Here is an 18,221-nt window from a genome sequence, read left to right on the forward strand (position 1 = left end):
CGTCGGTTGCGAAGATCAACGGGAGGATACATCGTGGAGATGATCAGCAGGCGGGGCGCGCTGCGCGCCGGGCTGGCGTCGACGGCGGCCGTCGGTGCGGTCGCGGTGACCGGCTCGGCGGCGCAGGCGGCACCGGCCGACGCGGCGGCGGCCGGCGGCGAGGGATGGATCTCGGTCCTCGACCACGGCGCGGCCGGCGACGGCACGACGGACGACACGGCGGCGATCCAGGCGGCGCTGAACGCGGCGGCGACCAGCAGCAAGAGCGTGGTCTTCCCGGCCGGCCGCACCTACAAGATCACCGACCAGCTCAGCGCGCGCAACCTCACCGACGTGGTGATCTCCGGGTACGGCGCGACCGTCGCGCTCGTCGGCGGCCGGCGGGCTCCCGACCCGGCCGAGAAGGATCCCTACGCGCTGCTGCTGCTGGAGAACTGCACCCGGGTCAAGCTGGTCGGCCTGACCCTGCACGACACGACCCGCACCTACCGGCAGAACGGGGTGCGGATCATCAAGGGCACCGGCCTGGTGATCGACAGCGTCCGGGTGCAGAGTATGCGCTACAACGGGATCGCCGTGTTCGACGCGACGCCACGCACGTCCGACGACATCCTGATCACCAACTGCACGACCGAGGACACCCGCTTCGGCATCTCGACCAACGGCCGGGACGTGCGCATCGTCAACAACCACGTGGCAATGGATTACACGTCGACGGAGGAGTACAAGCGCCTCGGCGCCCACCCCGGGCCGACCAAACCCTATGAGTCGGACTACTTCGACGGCATCTGCGTCTGGGCCGGCGGCACCCGCACGGTCATCGCCGGGAACACGCTCGCCGAGATCGGTCAGTCCGCGATCTGGACGCAGGCCGTCACGCACGTGACCATCGCGAACAACACCATCTTCGCCCCGCACCTGCACGGCATCGAGATCGACGGTACCGCGGAAGCGTCGAAGAGCCCGGTGGGGCGCACGATGGGCATCTCCATCACCGGCAACACGATCGTCAACTCCGTCAAGGGCGCGCTCACGCTGCTGTCCACGACCGACGCGACGATCGCCGGCAACAGCGTGATCAACACCGTCGCGAACGCGGAGGCGACCTGCATCGCGATCAACTCGCGCAGCCACAAGGTCACGGTCACCGGCAACGTGGTCCGCCAGGCGAACCCGAAGCTGCCGGCGATCTTCGTCAAGGACAACACCGATGCCGCGGGCGAGGCCGACGCACGTTCCACCGACGTCACCGTCGCCTGGAACACAGTGGAGGCGGTACAGCCGATCTGGGCCCACCCCGGCACTGTGATCATCCAGCGTGTCGACTCCACACACGCCCCCGGCGGCACCGAGCGCGCCGAGATCGCTACCCAGGGCACCCTGAAGGCCGTCGGCAAGGTGCTCGCGACGGAGGGGCTCGGTGTGGGCAACTACGTCGCGGCGACCTCGGTGGGGGCGATCGTCCGCAAGATGCAGGTGTTCTCGGCGACCGGGGAGCCGATCGGCTGGATCCCGATCTACAACAGCTGAGTTCCCGGCCGCGTACCCGGTGCGGGTGCGCGGCCGGTCCACAATCGTCACACAGGGCGTTTACGCTGTCGCACTACGCTTGAGACACCTTCCGTCCGACGGGGAGGATGGACATGCGACGAGATCGCTTCCGGCGTGCGGTGACCGGCGCCTCGGTGATACTGACGCTCGGGCTGGCCACGATCGCGGGGTGCCAGCCGGAGGCGGCCGGGCCGCCGTCCGTGGACGAGCTGTTGCGGCAGACGAGCATCTGGCAGCAACCGACGCTGCGGATCGGCGTCGCCGCGAACGAACCGCTGATGGGCGAGATCAAGGACGGCGTCCGCAGCGGCTTCGACGTGGAGCTCGCCCGCTACCTGGCCCGCTCGCTCGGCTACACCGACGAGAGCGATGTCGAGTTCGTGACCGTGCGCACGGACGAGCGGATCCGGTTCCTGCTGGCCGGTCACGTCGACATCGTGGTGGCCAGCCTGTCGTACACGGAGGAGCGCGCCAAGCTGATCGGGATGGCCGGGCCGTACTTCGTGACCAATCAGGCGTTCCTGGTGCCGAAGGCGTCGGCCGCCACGCTGCGGACCGAGGACGACTTCAAGGAGAAGAAGGTCAAGGTCTGCACCAGCGGCAGCTCGACCACGGAGGACGAGCTGACCCGGCGCGGCTTCGACCGGTCCGTCGTGCAGGACCTGCAGGACTGCGCGGACGGCGTGCGGTCCGGCAAGTACGGCGCGATGAGTTCGGACAAGACGATCCTGGCCGGCTACTACTCGCAGCATCCGCAGGACCTCTCGTACGTGCAGCTGCCGTTCGGTGCGGACGAGCGGCTGCACGTCGGCGTGTCGATCAACGACCGGGCGCTGCGCGACCTGATCGCGTACTTCCTGAAGAAGAGCTACGACGAGGGGCGCGAGACCGGCGCGAGCCCGTGGCTGACGGCCTACAACAACACGCTCGGCGCGTGGTACCTCGCCGACGTCGACGACATCAGCCAGCCGGAGCCGCTCGACGTACCGGACCTGGTGGATCATGACGACAAGGTCTCGCCCCGGTGAGTTCGCCCGAGCCGGCCGAGCCGGCGGCGCGGGCCGGGCAGTCGTTCTGGAGCGTGGTCGTCGGCGTACCGGCGATCTTCTCGGTGCTGCGGCTCGGCGTCGAGGCCGGCGGTGAGCTGCAGACCACGCTGCTACTGGTGGCGAACGTGGACCCGATCAACCTGATCGCGGCGCTGTTCACCACCGCGGCCCGGTTCGTGTCCGCGACGCTGGTCGGGGTGCTCGCGATCGGCGGCGTGGCGCTGGCCGGGCACACGCCGGACCAGGGGCGGCTGCCACTGTTCGCCCGCTGGCTGCGCGCGGCGCCGCTGTGGTTCGCGGTGGCCGCGTTCGGGCTGGCCGCGATCACCTGGCAGATCATGTACCTGCCGCTGCTGCTGCCCTGCGCGGTCGCGGCGTTCCAGTCGATCGTGACCGTGCCGCGCGAGTCCCGGCGGACCGTGGCGGCGGTGGCCGTCGCGGGCGTCGTGGCGTACGGCTGGCTGGTCGGGCCGACCGTCGCGGCCGCCGCCGGGCAGGGCGCTTGGCTGGTGTGCACGCTGTTCGTGGCGCCGCCGCTGCTGGCGCCGGGCGTCCGGGGGCCGCTGCCGCGGCGCTTCGTCGGGGTGCTGACGGTGCTGGCGCAGTCGGTCGCGCTGATCATGGTCGTCACGGCGGCGGTCCCGATGATCACCACGCCGGTACTGCCGCTCACCGTGACCACCGTGCTGCGCGCCGACCCGGCGGACGCCGCTTCCCCGGCCGGCGCGCGGGAGACCGAGGACATCCTCGGTCACGTGATCACGGTCGACGACGTGCACATGGTGATCCTGCAGGAGAGCGGCGGCGTCCGGTACGTACCGACCGGTCTGGTGCGCGCGCAGGTGCTCTGCCCGACCGAGGGCGAGCTGCCGCGCTACCGCCTCTGGGTGCGCGGTTTCCACGTCGAGGACTCGCTGCTGGAGGGCCTCGGCCGCCAGGTACGACCGGCCAGCCGGCTGGACGCGGCCTGCCGCAACCCGGTCGCCGGCTGACCGCGCGCCCGCCCCTGGGGCCCGTCCGTTTCGACGCCGGTTCGCCGATGTTCCGGTTCTGGTTCGAAAATTTCGACGCCGGAGACCGGCAGAAAGACCTACCGAATTCATCGATCGGCGTACTAGCATCGGCCGGGCGGGGGCGCTTACGGCCGTACCGTCTCCGATGTTCTTCCGGAAGGTTTTTCGGACTCAGCGACTGAGATGGAACCCATGACCTCCACGACCGGCAACGCCCTGCAGGCACCGAACCGCGCGGCCACGCCGCTGCTGAGGAACCCGGTGCTGCCCGGCTTCCACCCGGACCCGTCGATCCTTCGCGTGGGGACCGACTACTACATCGCCACGTCCACGTTCGAGTGGTTCCCGGGGGTGCGCCTGCACCACTCCACCGACCTGGTGCACTGGCGCCCGCTCGGCGGCATCCTCACCGAGGAACGCCTGCTCGACCTGCGCGGTGCCGGTGACTCGTGCGGCGTCTGGGCGCCGGACCTGTCCTACGTGGACGGCCAGTTCCACCTGGTCTACACGGACGTGTCCAGCTTCTCCAGCGGCTACTGGGACTCGCAGAACTACCTGACCACCGCGCCGTCGCCGGACGGCCCGTGGTCCGACCCGGTGGTGCTGCACGCGCGCGGCTTCGACGCCTCGCTGTTCCACGACGACGACGGCAGCACCTGGATGCTCTCGATGACCGCGGACTGGCGGCCCGGCCGCAACCGCTTCGCCGGCATCCAGGCCCAGCGCTACGACCGCGCCACCCGCACCCTGACCGGCGACGAGTTCCAGATCTTCCCGGGTACGTCCGCCGGCCTGGTCGAGGGGCCACACCTGTACAAACGGGACGGCTGGTACTACCTGCTGGTCGCGCAGGGCGGCACGAGCTGGGAGCACGAGGCGCTGGTCGCCCGGTCCCGCACGCTGCTCGGGCCGTACGAGCCGGACCCGGCCGGCCCGATGATCACGTCGCTGCACCGCCCCGACCTGGCGATGCAGAAGGCCGGCCACGGCAGCCTCGTCGCCACGCCGGACGGCCAGTGGTACCTGGCGCACCTGGTCGGCCGGCCGTACTCGCCGCGCGGCGCCTGCGTACTCGGCCGGGAGACCGCGATCCAGCCGGTGACCTGGGAGCCCGGCGGCTGGCCGCGGGTCGACGGCGGCGTGCCCGCGGACCTGGTGCCGGTGCCGGACGGCGTCGACGAGATCCGCGCCCGGCCGGACACCGCGGTCGACGACTTCGACACCCCCGCGCTCGGCCCGGACTGGTCGACGCTGCGCCGCCCCGCCACCCCGGACTGGATCGACCTGTCCGCCCGCCCGTCGCACCTGCGCGTGCACGGCGGGCAGTCACCGGTCGGCCGGCTGCGGCCCAGCCTGGTCGCCCGGCGGGTCACCGCGCGGCGGTGCAGCCTGGAGACGACCATGGAGTTCCGCCCGGCGAACTTCCGCCAGCTGGCCGGCGTCACCGCGTACTACAACACCCGCAACTGGCACTACGCCTACGTCACGCACGGCGACGAGGGCCAGCCGGTGCTCGAGGTGCTGTCCTGCGACAACGGCCGCCGCGCCACCTACCCGGACAGCCGCGTGCCGCTGCCCGGCGTCGACCGGCTGCGCTTGCGGGTCACGTTCGACGGCCCGGTCATCCGGTTCGCGTACGCCACCGGCGACACCTGGACCGAGCTGCCCGCCGCGCTGGACGCCACGATCCTCTCCGACGAGCACGCCGCCCACAAGGTCGACGGCGAGCCCGAGGCCTGGGGCTTCACCGGCGCCATGGCCGGCCTCTGGGTCCAGGACCTCGGCGCCGACGGCGCGTACGCCGACTTCGACCAGGCGATCTACCGCACCCTGGGCGACTGAGTTCGGCGCGGGATCGTCCGGTACCTGGGTGGCGTCGCCCCGGCAGCGGTGCCACCCAGCGCCTGGCCGGCGGCTGATACACATGGGACCGTGATCGGGGACGCGTTCGGCGCACTGCTCGGAGAGGCCGCGGCGACCGGCGCCGCCACGGAGGTCGTGGAGCGTGACGACGGCTTCGTCAGCCGCGGGGACGCGGGCCGCTACCTTCAGGGGCCGGAGTTCTGGGCGGCGCACGAGGTAGCGCTGCTGGAACGGGCCCGTGGGCGCATCCTCGACATCGGCTGCGGTGCCGGACGGCACATGGCCGCGTTGCGGGACCGCGGTGCGGACGTGCGCGGCATCGATCCGTCACCGGGGGCGGTGGCGGTCTGCCGCGCGCGCGGTCTGACCGCCGAGGTCGGTGACATCGAGGCGCTGCCGGCCGGACCGTTCGACACGCTGCTGTTGATGGGCGGCAACCTGGCGCTGCTCGGCTCGCCGGCGGCCGCGGCACGGCGCCTGTCGGCAATGGCTGCGGTGGCCGGCCCGGACGCCGTGGTGCTCGGTTCCAACATCGATCCGTACCACTCACCCGACCCGGCGCACGCCGGCTACCACCGGCGGAACCGCGCGCTCGGCCGTCCCGGCGGCCAGCTGCGGGTACGCGTCCGGAACGGCGATCTCGTGACCGAGTGGATGGACTACTGGCTGGCCAGCGTGGCCGAGCTGGAGACCGTGCTGGCAACCTCGCCGTGGCGTGCGGAGCGGGTCGAGGGCGGCCCGTTCTACTCGGTCGTGCTCGTCCGGCGCTGAGCGGCGGCTCGGTCACCCGGCGCTCCGCAGCGGATCGGGACGCGCGTGACGCGGCGCGGGCGGCGCCGGGATCGCGGCTCGTCCCGGCCACGGCGGCACCGGCGCCGATCAGCAGGAAGGACCGCGCGAGAGCCCGCTGGAAGCCGAACCGAAGCAGCTGGCGCATGACGCCCGGTCTGCCGGCGGCCTCGGGACGACGGGTGGAGCCGTTGTGCAGGTTTCGTGAGCAAGGGCTCGGTATGTTCACTATCGTCGATGGGGGATGTCCGTCGACGAGAGGTGCCGTCATGCCCATGTCCGTTCCCGCCGTCACGACCGCGGCGGCGCTGTCGCTCGGGCTGGTGGTGACGCTCGGCCCGCCCGCGGCGCACGCCGCCGTCCGGCTGTCGCCGGTGGCACTGACCGTGGCCGGCGGGGTCGACCCCGGCTCCGCCGCCGGCCGGTCGCTGAACCTGCGCCCCGGCTGGACCGCCGAGGTCTGGGCGAACGTGCCCGGCGCGCGCCGCCTGGCCTGGACGCCGGACGGCCGGCTGCTGGTCTCGACCGGCGCGGCCGGTGCGATCAAGCTGCTCACCCCGGCCGGCGGCGGCCGAGGACCGGTGGTGACGACGCTGGCCGACGGCCTGCAGCACCCGCAGGGCCTGGACGTCGCCACCCGGCACGGCCGGCACCTCGTCGTGGCCGGTGACCGGAACCGCATCCTGGTCTGGGACTACGCGGACGGCGCCGCGACGAACCAGCGCGCGATCGTGACCGGGCTGCCCAGCGGCGGGCACGACCGGATCACTCCGGTGGTCCGCGGCGACCAGGTCTTCTACAACCTCGGCTCGCTGACCAACGACGACCCGGTCGACCGCACCGGTACGACGCCGGAGCGGGCCACGATCCGCCGGGTCGGGCTGGACGGCACCGGCGATCGCACGATCGCCACCGGCGTGCGCAACGGCTCCGGCCTGGACCTCGCGCCGGACGGCACGCTGTGGGCCTCGATCAACCAGGCCGACAACCAGCCGTACCCGTTCCGCGACGACACCGGGCAGTACGGCCAGGTCGTGCCGGCGTACGTCAACGAGAACCCGGTCGACCAGGTCGCCCGGATCTCGTACGGCACCGAGCTGGGCTGGCCCTACTGCGTGCCGGACACCCGGGGCAGCAAGAACCTGACCGATCTCGGGTACGTGGCCCAGCCGCTGCGCAACCCGGACGATTCGGTGCTGGACTGCTCCATCGTGGACCGCACCGCGGTCGGCCTGCCCGCGCACAGCGCACCGCTCGGCTTCGCCTTCACCCACGGTTCCGCGCTGCCGCGGTCGTTGGCCGGCGGCGCGCTGATCACCGCACACGGCTCCTGGAACCGCACGCCGCCGCGCGAGCCGTACGTCGTCTACAGCGCCTGGGACCAGCGCAAGCGCACGCTGACCGCACCCCAGCCGCTGGTCACCGGCTGGCAGAACCCGGACGGCACCCGCTGGGGCCGCAGCGTCGACGCCGTCCCCGGCCCGGACGGCGCGCTCTACGTCTCCGACGACGCGGCCGGCCTGATCTACCGCCTGGCCCCCGCGAAGCGCTGAGGTCGCGGCGGACCCCATCCGGACCACCCCGGACCGGCCGCCCCGGTCCGGGACCTGGTCATGGTCGCCGGCCAGAGCGCGGCCCGGCGGGTGACCTGGCGGGACGGCTCACGCCTTTCTCGTTGATGGGTCGTCACTGCCATCGCGGCAGACCCGCGCCGCGCGTGCGGCTGCGGGCGCCGTGGGGATCGCCGTCCAGCGCGGCGATCCGGGCCATGTCCTCGGCATCGATCCGGAAGTCGAAGACGGCGATGTTCTCCCTGATCCGAGCGGGCTTGACCGATTTGGGCAGGGGAATGTTCCCCAGCTGGACGTGCCAGCGCAGGATCAGTTGTGCCGGAGTTGTCTCGTACTTCCTCGCCAGCGCCCGGAGCGTCGGATCCGTCAGGGACTCGCCCTCGGCAAGCGGACCCCACGCCTCGGTGACGATCCCGTGCGCGTCGTGGTACCGGCGCAGTTCAGCCTGCTGCAAGCCGGGATGGAGCTCCACCTGGTTGACGTCCGGCACGGTGTCCGACCGCTCGGCCAGCCACGCCAGATCGACGACGGTGAGATTGGAGACCCCGATCGCACGGACCTTGCCCTCGGCGAGCAGGTCAGCACAGGCCCGCCAGCTCTCCAGGTAACGGTCCCGGCCGGGTGACGGCCAGTGCAGCAGGAAGAGGTCGACGTACGAGGTCTGGAGTCTCCGCAGGCTCTCGTCGAGTTCCTGGCCGGTCGAGGCGTACCCGTGACGTTGTGGATTCAGCTTGGTGGTCAAGAAGACGTCCTCGCGCGGCAAGCCGGACTCCCGGATCGCCGTGCCGACCTCCGCCTCGTTGCCGTAGACCTGCGCGGTGTCGATGTGCCGATAGCCGGCGTCGAGCGCGATCCGTACCGCCTCGGCGGTTCTCGACGCGGGAATCCGGTAGACACCAAAACCGACGTGCGGGATGTCGTTGCCCATGCATCCACCGAAGCGCGTGTCGCGGGGCCGGTGGGAGTCACGCCTCTTCCGGGTAACGCCAGTACCTCCCAGCGCCCCGCCACGCGACCTACGCTGGTCAGGTGAGCGACAGCCGGAGGCGTGTGCGGGAATTCCTCAGCACCCGTCGCGCCCGCATCACGCCCGAGCGGGCGGGACTACCCGTCTTCGGCGGCAATCGACGGGTGACCGGATTGCGCCGCGAGGAGGTGGCGCTGCTGGCCGGGATGAGCATCGACTACTACATCCGGCTCGAGCGCGGAAACCTGAGCGGCGCCTCCGACTCGGTGCTGGATTCCCTGGCCCACGCGCTGCAGCTCGACGACGCCGAACGGGCCTACCTCTACGACCTCGCCCGCGCGGCCACAGCGCCGGGGCGCCGACCACCGGCCGCGACCGGGCGGGTCCGGCCGGTGGTGCTGCGGATGCTCGACGCGATGACCGGCGTGCCGGCCTACCTCCGCAACGGGCGGTTCGACATCGTCGCTGCCAACACCCTCGGTATGGCCCTGTACGCCCCGGTCTACGGCTCGCCGCTGTTCGCGCAGCGCGGCCCGGTCAACACCGCACGGTTCCTGTTCCTCGACCCGGGATCCACCGACTTCTGGCCCGAGTGGGACAAGGCCGCCAACGACTCGGTCGCCTTCCTGCGGGCCGAAACCGGCCGCGCGCCGCACGACAAGGGCCTGACCGACCTGATCGGCGAGCTGTCCACCAAGAGCGACGAGTTCGCCCGCCGCTGGGCCCGCCACGACGTGAAGTTCCAGCACTCCGGCGTGAAACGGCTCCGCCACCCGCTCGTCGGCGACCTTGCCCTGCCGTACGAGGCCCTCGACCTGCCCGCCGACCCGGCGCTGCGCGTCACCATCTACTCACCCGAGCCCGGCTCCCCCGAACGCCAAGCCCTCGACATACTGGCCAGCTGGACCGGCTCACCCGCCCCCCGCTAGAAACCGAAGAAGTCCGCGATCGCGGCGGTGGTGTGCAAATCCGTGGTGGTGCGGCCCATCACGGCCGGGGACGGTACCGGCCCCGGGATCGTGTGCCCGCCACCGTGGACGGTGAACAGCCGCACCGGCTCGCGGCCGGGCTGGTGGAAGTCGGTGCGGCTCACCTCGGCGGTCAGCGTGCTGGTCACCGGGGCCGCGGTGATGCCGTTGCGGGCGGCGAAGTACGCGGCGGTGTCCGGTGCGGACAGCAGCGCGCCGTGGGCGCGGAAGACGTAGCGGGCCCAGACCGGCAGCGGGCCGCCCTGATACGGCACGATCGGGTCGCGGGTGCCGTGGATGAGCAGCACCGGCCGGGGCACCACCGGCAGGTCCGGTGACAGCAGGAAGTTGTCCGGGGCCGGCTGGCCGGCGGCGATGATCGCGCCGCCGGCGATCAGGTCGGGGCGCTCGTGCAGCAGCCGGATCACCATGCCGCCGCCGTTGGAGTAACCGGCGGCGTACACCGGGCGCCCCTCGCCGAGGCGTGCCGCGACCGCGGCGGTGAACGCCACGTCGTCGATGTTCGCCCGGCGGGCCGGGAAGCGGCTGCCGAGGCGCGCGTCGTTCCAGTTGCCCTTGAAGCCGTCGAGGTACGCGACGGCCGTACCCGGGACGGTGTCGAAGGTGTTTCGGGTGAACGACCGGAACCGGTCCGCGTCGAGGCCGGACCCGTGGAAGGCCAGCAGCAGGCGGTCGAAGCCGCCGGTGGGGGCGGCCAGCGTGTAGGCGCGGGTACGCCCGCCGGCCTCGATCGTCCCGTGGCGAAGCTGCACCGTGGTCATGAGAACACTCCCCGACAGAAAAACGGATAGCTGATCCACTTCAACGTAGCATGAAGTGGATGAGCTATCCGGTTATTCTCGTCTCATGACCATGCGCAAGGACGCTGCCCGCAACTGGCAGCTGATCGTCGACACCGGGCGGCGATTCGTGGACGAGGGCATCCCGGTGCAGCTCAACGAGGTGGCGCGGGCCGCGTCGGTCGGCGTCGCCACGGTCTACCGGCACTTCCCCACGCCCGAGGCACTGCTGGAGACGATCGCGACGCCGCGCCTGGAGGAGCTGGTCGCGCACGCGGAGCGTGCGGCCGTGGCGAAGGACGCCGGCGACGCGCTCGCCGGTCTGATGATCGCGATGCTGGACGCACAGCTCGACGACGCGTCCGTGCAGCCGGCACTGGCGTCCGTCGCCTACGCACTCCCGCGCACGGCCGAGCTGCGCGCCCGGCTGGACACACTCTCCGGCCGGCTGCTCGACCGCGCGCGGGACGCGGGCCAGGTCCGGCCGGACGTGACGCAGGCGGACCTGCTACCGCTGATGTGCGGCGTGATCTTCGCGGTGCGGGTGCACCCGGGCGCGGCGGACCGGCGCACGGTCACCCACCGCTATCTCGACGTCATGCTGCACGGGCTGCAAACGCGGTAGAGACGTCCCAGAGGCGCCGCGCCGCGGCCGGGTCCAGCGCCCAGCGGCGCACACCGGGGTCGGCCAGCCCGGCCTCCGCGTCGTCGTCGATGACCTCGGCCTCGGCGCAGTCCTCCAGGTAGCGGCCGCCGATCCGGTCGAACTCCGGCGCGAGCGCCGCGACCATGGTGGTCGCGGCACCCTGCTGCGGCGTCTTGAGGATCGGCGCCGTGGCCCACTGCGCCCGGGTCTCCGCCGGGATGTACCGCTGCAGGTTCGTCATGATGCCGCCCGGCGACACCGCGTTGACGTAGATGCCGTCCGCGGCCCAGCGGCGGCTCGCCTCCACCGCGAACAGCACGGTCGCGGTCTTCGCCTGGCCGTAGGCGACCCATGGATCGTACGGCCGGTGCGCGAAGTTGACGTCGTCGAAGTCGACCGGGGCCACGTGGTGGCCGGCGGAGGCCAGCGCGACGACCCGGGCACCATGCGCCGCCGCGAGCGCGCCGTGCAGGCCCCCGGTCAGCGTGAAGTGGCCGACGTGGTTGACCGCGAACTGCCATTCGAGCCCGCCGGCGGTGCGCCGCAGGTCCGGCACCGCCATCACGCCGGCGTTGTTGATCAGCAGGTGCAGCGGGCCGTCCCAGGCCGCGGTGAACGCGCGGACGCTCGCCAGGTCGGCCAGGTCCAGCCGGGCGATGCCGGCCCGCACGCCGGCGAGCGCGTCCCGGGCGGCGTCGACGTCGCGGACCGCGACGGTCACGTCCGCGCCGGCCCGGGCGAGCGTGCGGACGGTCTCCAGCCCGATACCGGAGGCGCCACCGGTGACGATCGCCCGCCGGCCGGCCAGGTCGTGACCGGCCGCGACCTCGTCGGCCGTGGAGCCCGCGTGGAAGGGCGTGGTGATGCGAGACATGCGTGTGCTCCCGTCAGCAAGGGTTCTTTGCTGACAGCTTATGCCGAACATGTCAGTAACTGCCACACCTGTCAGTTACTGCCTCCCGAACGCGTGGACCAACCGGTCGGTGATGTCGCCGCCGCGCGTCGCCCAGTACGCGAGCGCGGTCTCGAAGACGGCCAGGCCGGACGCGATCAAGGCGCGCGCGACGAGCTCGGCGTCCGGCACGTCGCCGAGCCGGCGCTGCACGTCCGGCAGCAGCAGCTCCTGCCACACCACGTTCTTCTCGATGTGCTTGGCCCGCAGGCCCGGCGTGCTGAGCGTGAACATGATCTTCGAGATGCCGAGCGCGGCCGGGTTGCGCTTCACGTCGCCGGTGAACGCCTCCAGCGCCCGCCGCACCGCCTCCGCCGCCGGCTCGCCCGCCGGGCGTGCCTCGAGGTGGCCGCGCAGGACCGTGCCGAACTCCATCGGGTCGCCGACGACCAGGTCCTCCTTGGTCGGGAAGTACCGGAAGAACGTCCGCTGCGACACGCCGGCCTCGGTCGCGATCCGGTCGATCGTGACCGCGTCGAACCCCGACTCCAGGAACAGGTCCATCGCGACCGTCTCGATCTGCCGCCGGACCGCACGCCGGGAGATCTCCCGGCTGGAAAGCCGCTCGCTCATGCCCGGCAGTCTAGATCAGCCGTTGACACTGTCACGATGACAGTGTCACGATGACGGGCATGTGGACGATGGACGAGCTGCTGGAGCGCGTGCGGGAGGCCCTCGCGGCCGAATACCCCGGCGCACCCAACGGCCGCGTCCGCGAGCTGCCCGACCGCCGCGCCGTCCGGTGGTATGCGACGACCGGCCTGGTCGACCGCGCCACCGCGATGCGCGGGCGCACCGCGCTCTACGGGCCGCGGCACCTGCTGCAGATCGTCGCGGTCAAACGGCGGCAGGCGGCCGGGCAGTCGCTCGCGGCGATCCAGGCGGAGCTGGCCGGTGCCACCGACGCGGAGCTGGCCGCGATCGCCCGCGTACCCCCGGAGCTGTTGCGAACCGGCGAGAGACCGGCGGCCCGGCCGCGTTTCTGGGCCACGCCGCCGGCGGCGGCACCCGAACCCCCGGCAACCGGCGGCGTGCGGGAGGTGGGGGGCGTCGCGCTGGGCGGCGGCGCCTTTCTCCTTCTGCCGGTACGGCCGTCAGCTCACGACCTGGAGGACCTCACCCACGCCGCCCAGCCGCTGATCGGCCTGCTGCGGGCCCGTGGCCTGCTTCAAGATGGGGGAACCGCATGACCGTACTGCCCGTCGTCCCGATCGCGCCGCCGGAGCCCCGGCCGGACGCCGGTCTCGGCGCCCTCCGCACGCCCCGCGGCAACCTGCCGCTCGACCGGCTGGACGTGCAGGCCCGGATCAGCGGCCTGGTCGCCCGCACCGTCGTCACCACCGAGTTCGTCAACGCGTTCGACGAGCCGCTGGAGGCCACCTACATCTTCCCGCTCCCCGACCGCGCGGCCGTGACCGGCATGACCATGACCGCGGACGGCCGCACTGTCGAGGCGGACCTGCGGGAGCGCGGCGCCGCCCGGCAGGCCTACGACGCCGCGATCGGCGCCGGCCAGCGCGCCTCGATCGCGGAGGAGGACCGGCCGGACGTGTTCACCATGCGCGCCGGCAACATCGTGCCCGGCGAGCGCGTCACCGTGACACTGTCCCTGACCGGCCCGCTCGCCTGGGAGGACGACGCCGCCACGTTCCGGTTCCCGCTGGTCGTGGCGCCGCGCTACATCCCCGGCACGCCACTGCCCGGCGAACAGGCCGGCGACGGCCGGGTCCCGGACACCGACGCGGTCCCCGACGCCTCCCGGATCACGCCGCCGGTGCTGCTGCCCGGCTTCCCGCACCCGCTGCGCCTGTCGATCGGCGTCGACGTCGACCCGGCCGGGTTGCCGCTGCCCGAGGTGCGGTCCAGCCTGCACGCGGTCACCCGCGAGGGCGGGCGGATCGAGATCCGGCCCGGCGAGCGCGCGGACCGCGACTTCATCCTGCGGCTGCCGTACGCCGGCGCCGGTTCCGGCGCGGTCTTCGTGCCCGATGCCGACGGGGGTACGTACCAGCTGGTGGTCCTGCCGCCGGCGGCATCCACGGCGTCCGCGGCCCCCCGGCCGAAGGACGTGGTGCTGCTGCTGGACCGGTCCGGCAGCATGCACGGCTGGAAGATGGTGACCGCGCGGCGTGCCACCGCCCGCATCGTGGACACGCTCACCGCGGCCGACCGGTTCGCGGTGTTCACCTTCGACAACCACATCGACCGGCCGGCGACGCTCGGCGACGGGCTGTCGCCGGCGACCGACCGCAACCGATTCCGCGCGGTCGAGTGGGTGGCCGGTGCGCAGGCCCGCGGCGGCACCGAGATCCTCGCGCCGCTGCAGGCCGGGCTGCGGCTGCTGGCCGGCTCCGCGGAGGACCGCGACCGGGTGCTGGTGCTGATCACGGACGGGCAGGTCGGCAACGAGGACCAGATCCTCGCCCGGGCCGGCACGCTCGCCACCGGCGTCCGCGTGCACACGGTCGGCATCGACCGCGCGGTCAACGCCGGCTTCCTCGGCCGGCTGGCCGCCACCGGCGCCGGCCGCTGCGAACTGGTCGAGAGCGAGGACCGTCTCGACGAGGCCATGGACCGCATCCACCGGCGCATCGCCGCCCCGCTGGTCACCGGCGTGACCGTCGACGGCTTCCCGGCGCGGCGCCCGGAGTCGATCTTCCCGGGCGTACCGCTGGTGATCTTCGAAAGGTCCTCGGAGCCGGCGCCGGAATCGCTGACCGTACGCGGGCGCACCCGGGACGACGAGGATTTCGTCGTGGAGGTGCCGGTCCGGCGCGGCGACGAGACCGCGGTGACCGCACAGTGGGCGCGGGCGCGACTGCGCGAGCTGGAGGACCGCTACACGGCCGGCGAGGTGCACCTGGAACCGGAGATCGTCGCGACGTCGCTGCGGCACCGGGTGCTGTGCCGCTTCACGGCGTGGCTGGCCGTGGACACGCGGGTGGTGACCGAGGGCGGGCGGACCCGGCGGGTGACGCAGCCGGTCGAGTCACCGTCCGGCTGGGAGAACCCCGCCTTCGACGCGCTCACCGTGCCGCCCACGCCCGCGGGGTACCGGCCGCTCGTGGGTGGCCGGGGCGGGCCGGCGGGTGGATTCCGGGCCGCTCGCGCGGCGTCGTTCAGCGAGGCACCGGAGTTCAGCGCGCCGCTGCCCGCGGGCCCGGCACCGATGGCGTCCGCGCCGCCACCGCCGCCCGCGACCGGGGGCCCGGCACCGTCCGCTCCCGGCGGCGGTGTCCGGTCCGCGCCCCGCGGCGGTGTCCCGGCGGCGCCGGGTGGCGGTGTTCCGCCGGCTCCGCGACCCGCGATGGCGCCGGTCGCCGGGGTCGCGCCGAGCGGCCGGCGAGATGCGCGCGCGGATCTCGCCGCGTTCGCCCGCACCGAGGCCGCCGGCCTCCGCGCGGCGGCCGGGCTGTCCACGATGGAGCGCCGCGACCTCCTCGACGACCTCGGCACCCGCCTGCACGCCGTCCTCACCGGCATCCCCGAGTCCGAGGTCCGCCCGCTGGCCGAACTGACGCGCCTGCTCCTCAGCGGCATCGCCGACCTGGCCACCCTGTGGTCCGAGGCGTTGCGCCTGCTGGACGCGTTCACCGCCACCGCCGGCCCGAGTGAGCACGAGACCGGCCCCAGCGTCGACGCGGCCGGCGGACCGAGCGGGACGGCGGCCACCGGCCCGCGTGCCGAACCGGCGGAGGAGCCGAAGCGGCGCAAGCCGTTCTGGAAGTAGGCTCACGGCACACAGTGAACGGGCCCGGCCGTACGGCCGGGCCCGTTCGTTGCTCTAGCAGCGGATCACTTCAGGTCGAAGCGGTCGTTGTCCATGACCTTGACCCACGCCTTGACGAAGTCCTCGACGAACTTCTCGCGGGCGTCCTCGGACGCGTAGACCTCGGCCAGGGCCCGCAGCTGCGAGTTGGAGCCGAAGATCAGGTCGACCGCGGTCGCGGTCCAGATGACCTTGTCGGTGGACAGGTCGCGGATCTCGTACACGTGCTCCTCGGTCTCCGACGCCTTCCAGCGGGTCCCGGGGGACAGCAGGTTGGTGAAGAAGTCGTTGGTCAGCACGCCGGGGCGCGAGGTGAGCACGCCGTGCTGCGCGCCGCCCACGTTGTTGCCGAGCACGCGCAGGCCGCCGATCAGCGCGGTCATCTCCGGCGCGGTCAGGTCGAGCATGTAGGCGCGGTCGACCAGCAGGATCTCCGGCTGGGTCTTCTCGCCCGGCCGCAGGTACTGGCGGAACGCGTCGGCGCGCGGCTCCAGGACCTTGAACGACTCGACGTCGGTCTGCTCCTGGGAGGCGTCCGTGCGGCCCGGGTGGAACGGCACGGTGACCTCGATGTTCGCGTCCCGCGCGGCCTTCTCGATGGCGGCGCCACCGGCCAGCACGATCAGGTCGGCGAGCGAGATCTGCGCACCGCCGGCCGCGTTGAACTCGGCCTGGATGCCCTCCAGCTTGGTCAGCACCTCGGAGAGCTGCGCCGGCTGGTTGACCTCCCAGTTGCGCTGCGGCTCAAGGCGGATGCGGGCGCCGTTCGCGCCGCCGCGCTTGTCGGTGGAGCGGAAGCTCGCGGCCGACGACCACGCGGTGGAGATCAGCTGGGACACGGTCAGGCCGGAGTCCAGGATGATCTGCTTGAGGCCGGCCACGTCCTCGGCGGAGACCAGCGGGCCCTCGACGGCCGGCACCGGGTCCTGCCACAGCTGGGCCTCCGGCACCCACGGGCCGAGGAAGCGGCTGACCGGGCCCATGTCGCGGTGCAGCAGCTTATACCAGGCCTTGGCGAACGCGAGCTGGAACTCGTCCGGGTTCTCCAGGAAGCGACGGGAGATCTTCTCGTACGCCGGGTCGACGCGCAGCGACAGGTCGGTGGTCAGCATCGTCGGGCGGTGCTTCTTCGACGGGTCGTGCGCGTCCGGGATGATCTCGTCGGTGGTCTTGGCGACGTACTGCTTCGCACCGGCCGGGCTGGTGGTCAGCTCCCACTCGTACCCGAACAGGATCTCGAAGAAGCGGTTGGACCACTGCGTCGGCTTGTCGGTCCAGGTGACCTCGAGGCCGGACGTGATGGTGTCGCCGCCCTTGCCGCTGCCGTGCGTGTTCAGCCAGCCGAGACCCTGCGCCTCCAGCGGCGCGGCCTCCGGCTCCGGGCCGACGTGGCCGTCCGCGGGCGCGGCGCCGTGCGTCTTGCCGAACGTGTGGCCGCCGGCGATCAGCGCGACGGTCTCCTCGTCGTTCATCGCCATCCGGGCGAACGTCTCGCGGATGAACTTCGCGGCGAGCAGCGGGTCGGCGCTGCCGCGCGGACCCTCGGGGTTGACGTAGATGAGGCCCATCTCGGCCGCGCCGACGCCCTCGGGCAGCGCGTCGGTGGCGTAGCGCTCGTCGCCGAGCCAGGTGTCCTCCGGGCCCCAGAAGATCTCCTCCGGCTCCCACACGTCCTCGCGGCCGAAGCCGAAGCCGAACGTCTTGAAGCCCATCGACTCCAGCGCCACGTTGCCGCCGAGGACGAGCAGGTCGGCCCAGGAGATCTTCTGGCCGTACTTCTGCTTGACCGGCCAGAGCAGGCGGCGGGCCTTGTCCAGGTTCGCGTTGTCCGGCCAGCTGTTCAGCGGCGCGAACCGCTGCCCGCCGTCACCGGCGCCGCCGCGGCCGTCCTGGATGCGGTACGTACCGGCGGCGTGCCAGCTCATCCGGATCATCAGGCCGCCGTAGTGACCGAAGTCGGCCGGCCACCAGTCCTGCGAGGTGGTCAGCACCTGGGTGATGTCGCGCTTGATCGCCTCGACGTCGAGCTTCGCGAACTCCTTGGCGTACTCGAAGTTGTCGCCGAGCGGGTTGCCCTTGGACGAGTGGGCGTGCAGCACCGACAGGTCGAGCTGGTTCGGCCACCAGTCCCGGTTGCTGCGCGGGCGACCGCCGGTCTTCGGCGTCGGGGAGTCGATCGCCGGGTTCTCGCTCTCGCTGCCGGTCGCGGTCACCGAGTCGTGCGCGACCGGGCAGCCGCCGGCCTTCGGGTCCAGACTGTCGCTCATTGGTTTCCTTCCACTC

The 18,221-nt window shown here is 72.5% G+C and carries 15 protein-coding genes; 10 read left to right on the forward strand and 5 right to left on the reverse strand.

What is annotated here, in order from left to right:
* The first annotated feature begins 39 nt into the window (after window positions 1-39).
* From J2S42_RS09665 to J2S42_RS09690, 6 genes are all read left to right on the forward strand, one after another.
* Window positions 40-1,530: a right-handed parallel beta-helix repeat-containing protein gene (locus J2S42_RS09665; RefSeq protein WP_307237717.1), complete on the forward strand. Its 1,491-nt coding sequence runs from the start codon at window positions 40-42 to the stop codon at window positions 1,528-1,530.
* Window positions 1,531-1,643: 113 nt separating this feature from the next.
* Entirely contained in the window at window positions 1,644-2,579 is a 936-nt protein-coding gene (locus J2S42_RS09670; RefSeq protein WP_307237719.1) for a transporter substrate-binding domain-containing protein, read from the forward strand.
* On the forward strand, window positions 2,576-3,592 hold the full coding sequence (locus tag J2S42_RS09675) for a hypothetical protein (protein ID WP_307237721.1): 1,017 nt from the start codon (window positions 2,576-2,578) through the stop codon (window positions 3,590-3,592). The genes J2S42_RS09670 and J2S42_RS09675 overlap by 4 nt, the downstream gene beginning before the upstream one ends.
* 213 nt (window positions 3,593-3,805) lie before the next feature.
* Entirely contained in the window at window positions 3,806-5,455 is a 1,650-nt protein-coding gene (locus J2S42_RS09680; protein WP_307237723.1) for a glycoside hydrolase family 43 protein, read from the forward strand.
* A 90-nt stretch (window positions 5,456-5,545) separates the two neighbouring features.
* Window positions 5,546-6,247: a class I SAM-dependent methyltransferase gene (locus J2S42_RS09685; protein WP_307237725.1), complete on the forward strand. Its 702-nt coding sequence runs from the start codon at window positions 5,546-5,548 to the stop codon at window positions 6,245-6,247.
* A gap of 287 nt (window positions 6,248-6,534) precedes the next feature.
* Complete coding sequence (locus tag J2S42_RS09690) at window positions 6,535-7,818, forward strand: PQQ-dependent sugar dehydrogenase (RefSeq protein WP_307237727.1); 1,284 nt, start codon at window positions 6,535-6,537, stop codon at window positions 7,816-7,818.
* A gap of 133 nt (window positions 7,819-7,951) precedes the next feature.
* On the opposite strand, the gene J2S42_RS09695 is transcribed toward J2S42_RS09690, so the two are convergent.
* On the reverse strand, window positions 7,952-8,764 hold the full coding sequence (locus J2S42_RS09695) for an aldo/keto reductase (protein WP_307237730.1): 813 nt from the start codon (window positions 8,762-8,764) through the stop codon (window positions 7,952-7,954).
* A gap of 101 nt (window positions 8,765-8,865) precedes the next feature.
* On the opposite strand from J2S42_RS09695, the gene J2S42_RS09700 reads away from it, so the two are divergent.
* Window positions 8,866-9,732 carry a helix-turn-helix transcriptional regulator gene (locus J2S42_RS09700; protein WP_307237732.1) on the forward strand — a complete coding sequence of 289 codons (867 nt, stop codon included), beginning with the start codon at window positions 8,866-8,868 and terminating at the stop codon, window positions 9,730-9,732.
* On the opposite strand, the gene J2S42_RS09705 is transcribed toward J2S42_RS09700, so the two are convergent.
* Window positions 9,729-10,553, reverse strand: a complete 825-nt coding sequence (locus J2S42_RS09705; protein WP_307237734.1) for a CE1 family esterase — start codon at window positions 10,551-10,553, stop codon at window positions 9,729-9,731. The two genes, J2S42_RS09700 and J2S42_RS09705, sit on opposite strands and share 4 nt — an antisense overlap.
* 85 nt (window positions 10,554-10,638) lie before the next feature.
* On the opposite strand from J2S42_RS09705, the gene J2S42_RS09710 reads away from it, so the two are divergent.
* Window positions 10,639-11,196: a TetR/AcrR family transcriptional regulator gene (locus J2S42_RS09710; protein ID WP_307237736.1), complete on the forward strand. Its 558-nt coding sequence runs from the start codon at window positions 10,639-10,641 to the stop codon at window positions 11,194-11,196.
* Here J2S42_RS09710 and J2S42_RS09715 read toward each other — a convergent pair.
* Together J2S42_RS09715 and J2S42_RS09720 are read right to left on the reverse strand one after the other, a co-directional pair.
* On the reverse strand, window positions 11,168-12,091 hold the full coding sequence (locus J2S42_RS09715; RefSeq protein ID WP_307237738.1) for an SDR family NAD(P)-dependent oxidoreductase: 924 nt from the start codon (window positions 12,089-12,091) through the stop codon (window positions 11,168-11,170). The two genes, J2S42_RS09710 and J2S42_RS09715, sit on opposite strands and share 29 nt — an antisense overlap.
* Before the next feature lie 75 nt (window positions 12,092-12,166).
* Complete coding sequence (locus J2S42_RS09720; RefSeq protein ID WP_307237740.1) at window positions 12,167-12,742, reverse strand: TetR family transcriptional regulator; 576 nt, start codon at window positions 12,740-12,742, stop codon at window positions 12,167-12,169.
* A gap of 50 nt (window positions 12,743-12,792) precedes the next feature.
* Here J2S42_RS09720 and J2S42_RS09725 point away from each other — a divergent pair, with 50 nt between their 5' ends.
* Both J2S42_RS09725 and J2S42_RS09730 read left to right on the forward strand, forming a co-directional pair.
* Window positions 12,793-13,359, forward strand: coding sequence for a MerR family transcriptional regulator (locus J2S42_RS09725; protein ID WP_307237742.1), 567 nt, complete (start codon window positions 12,793-12,795; stop codon window positions 13,357-13,359).
* On the forward strand, window positions 13,356-15,899 hold the full coding sequence (locus J2S42_RS09730) for a VIT domain-containing protein (protein WP_307237744.1): 2,544 nt from the start codon (window positions 13,356-13,358) through the stop codon (window positions 15,897-15,899). The genes J2S42_RS09725 and J2S42_RS09730 overlap by 4 nt, the downstream gene beginning before the upstream one ends.
* A gap of 65 nt (window positions 15,900-15,964) precedes the next feature.
* Here J2S42_RS09730 and katG read toward each other — a convergent pair whose 3' ends face one another.
* Entirely contained in the window at window positions 15,965-18,205 is a 2,241-nt protein-coding gene (gene katG / locus J2S42_RS09735; RefSeq protein ID WP_307237746.1) for a catalase/peroxidase HPI, read from the reverse strand.
* Window positions 18,206-18,221 lie beyond the last annotated feature (16 nt).

The organism is Catenuloplanes indicus (genome assembly GCF_030813715.1).
Classification (GTDB): domain Bacteria; phylum Actinomycetota; class Actinomycetes; order Mycobacteriales; family Micromonosporaceae; genus Catenuloplanes; species Catenuloplanes indicus.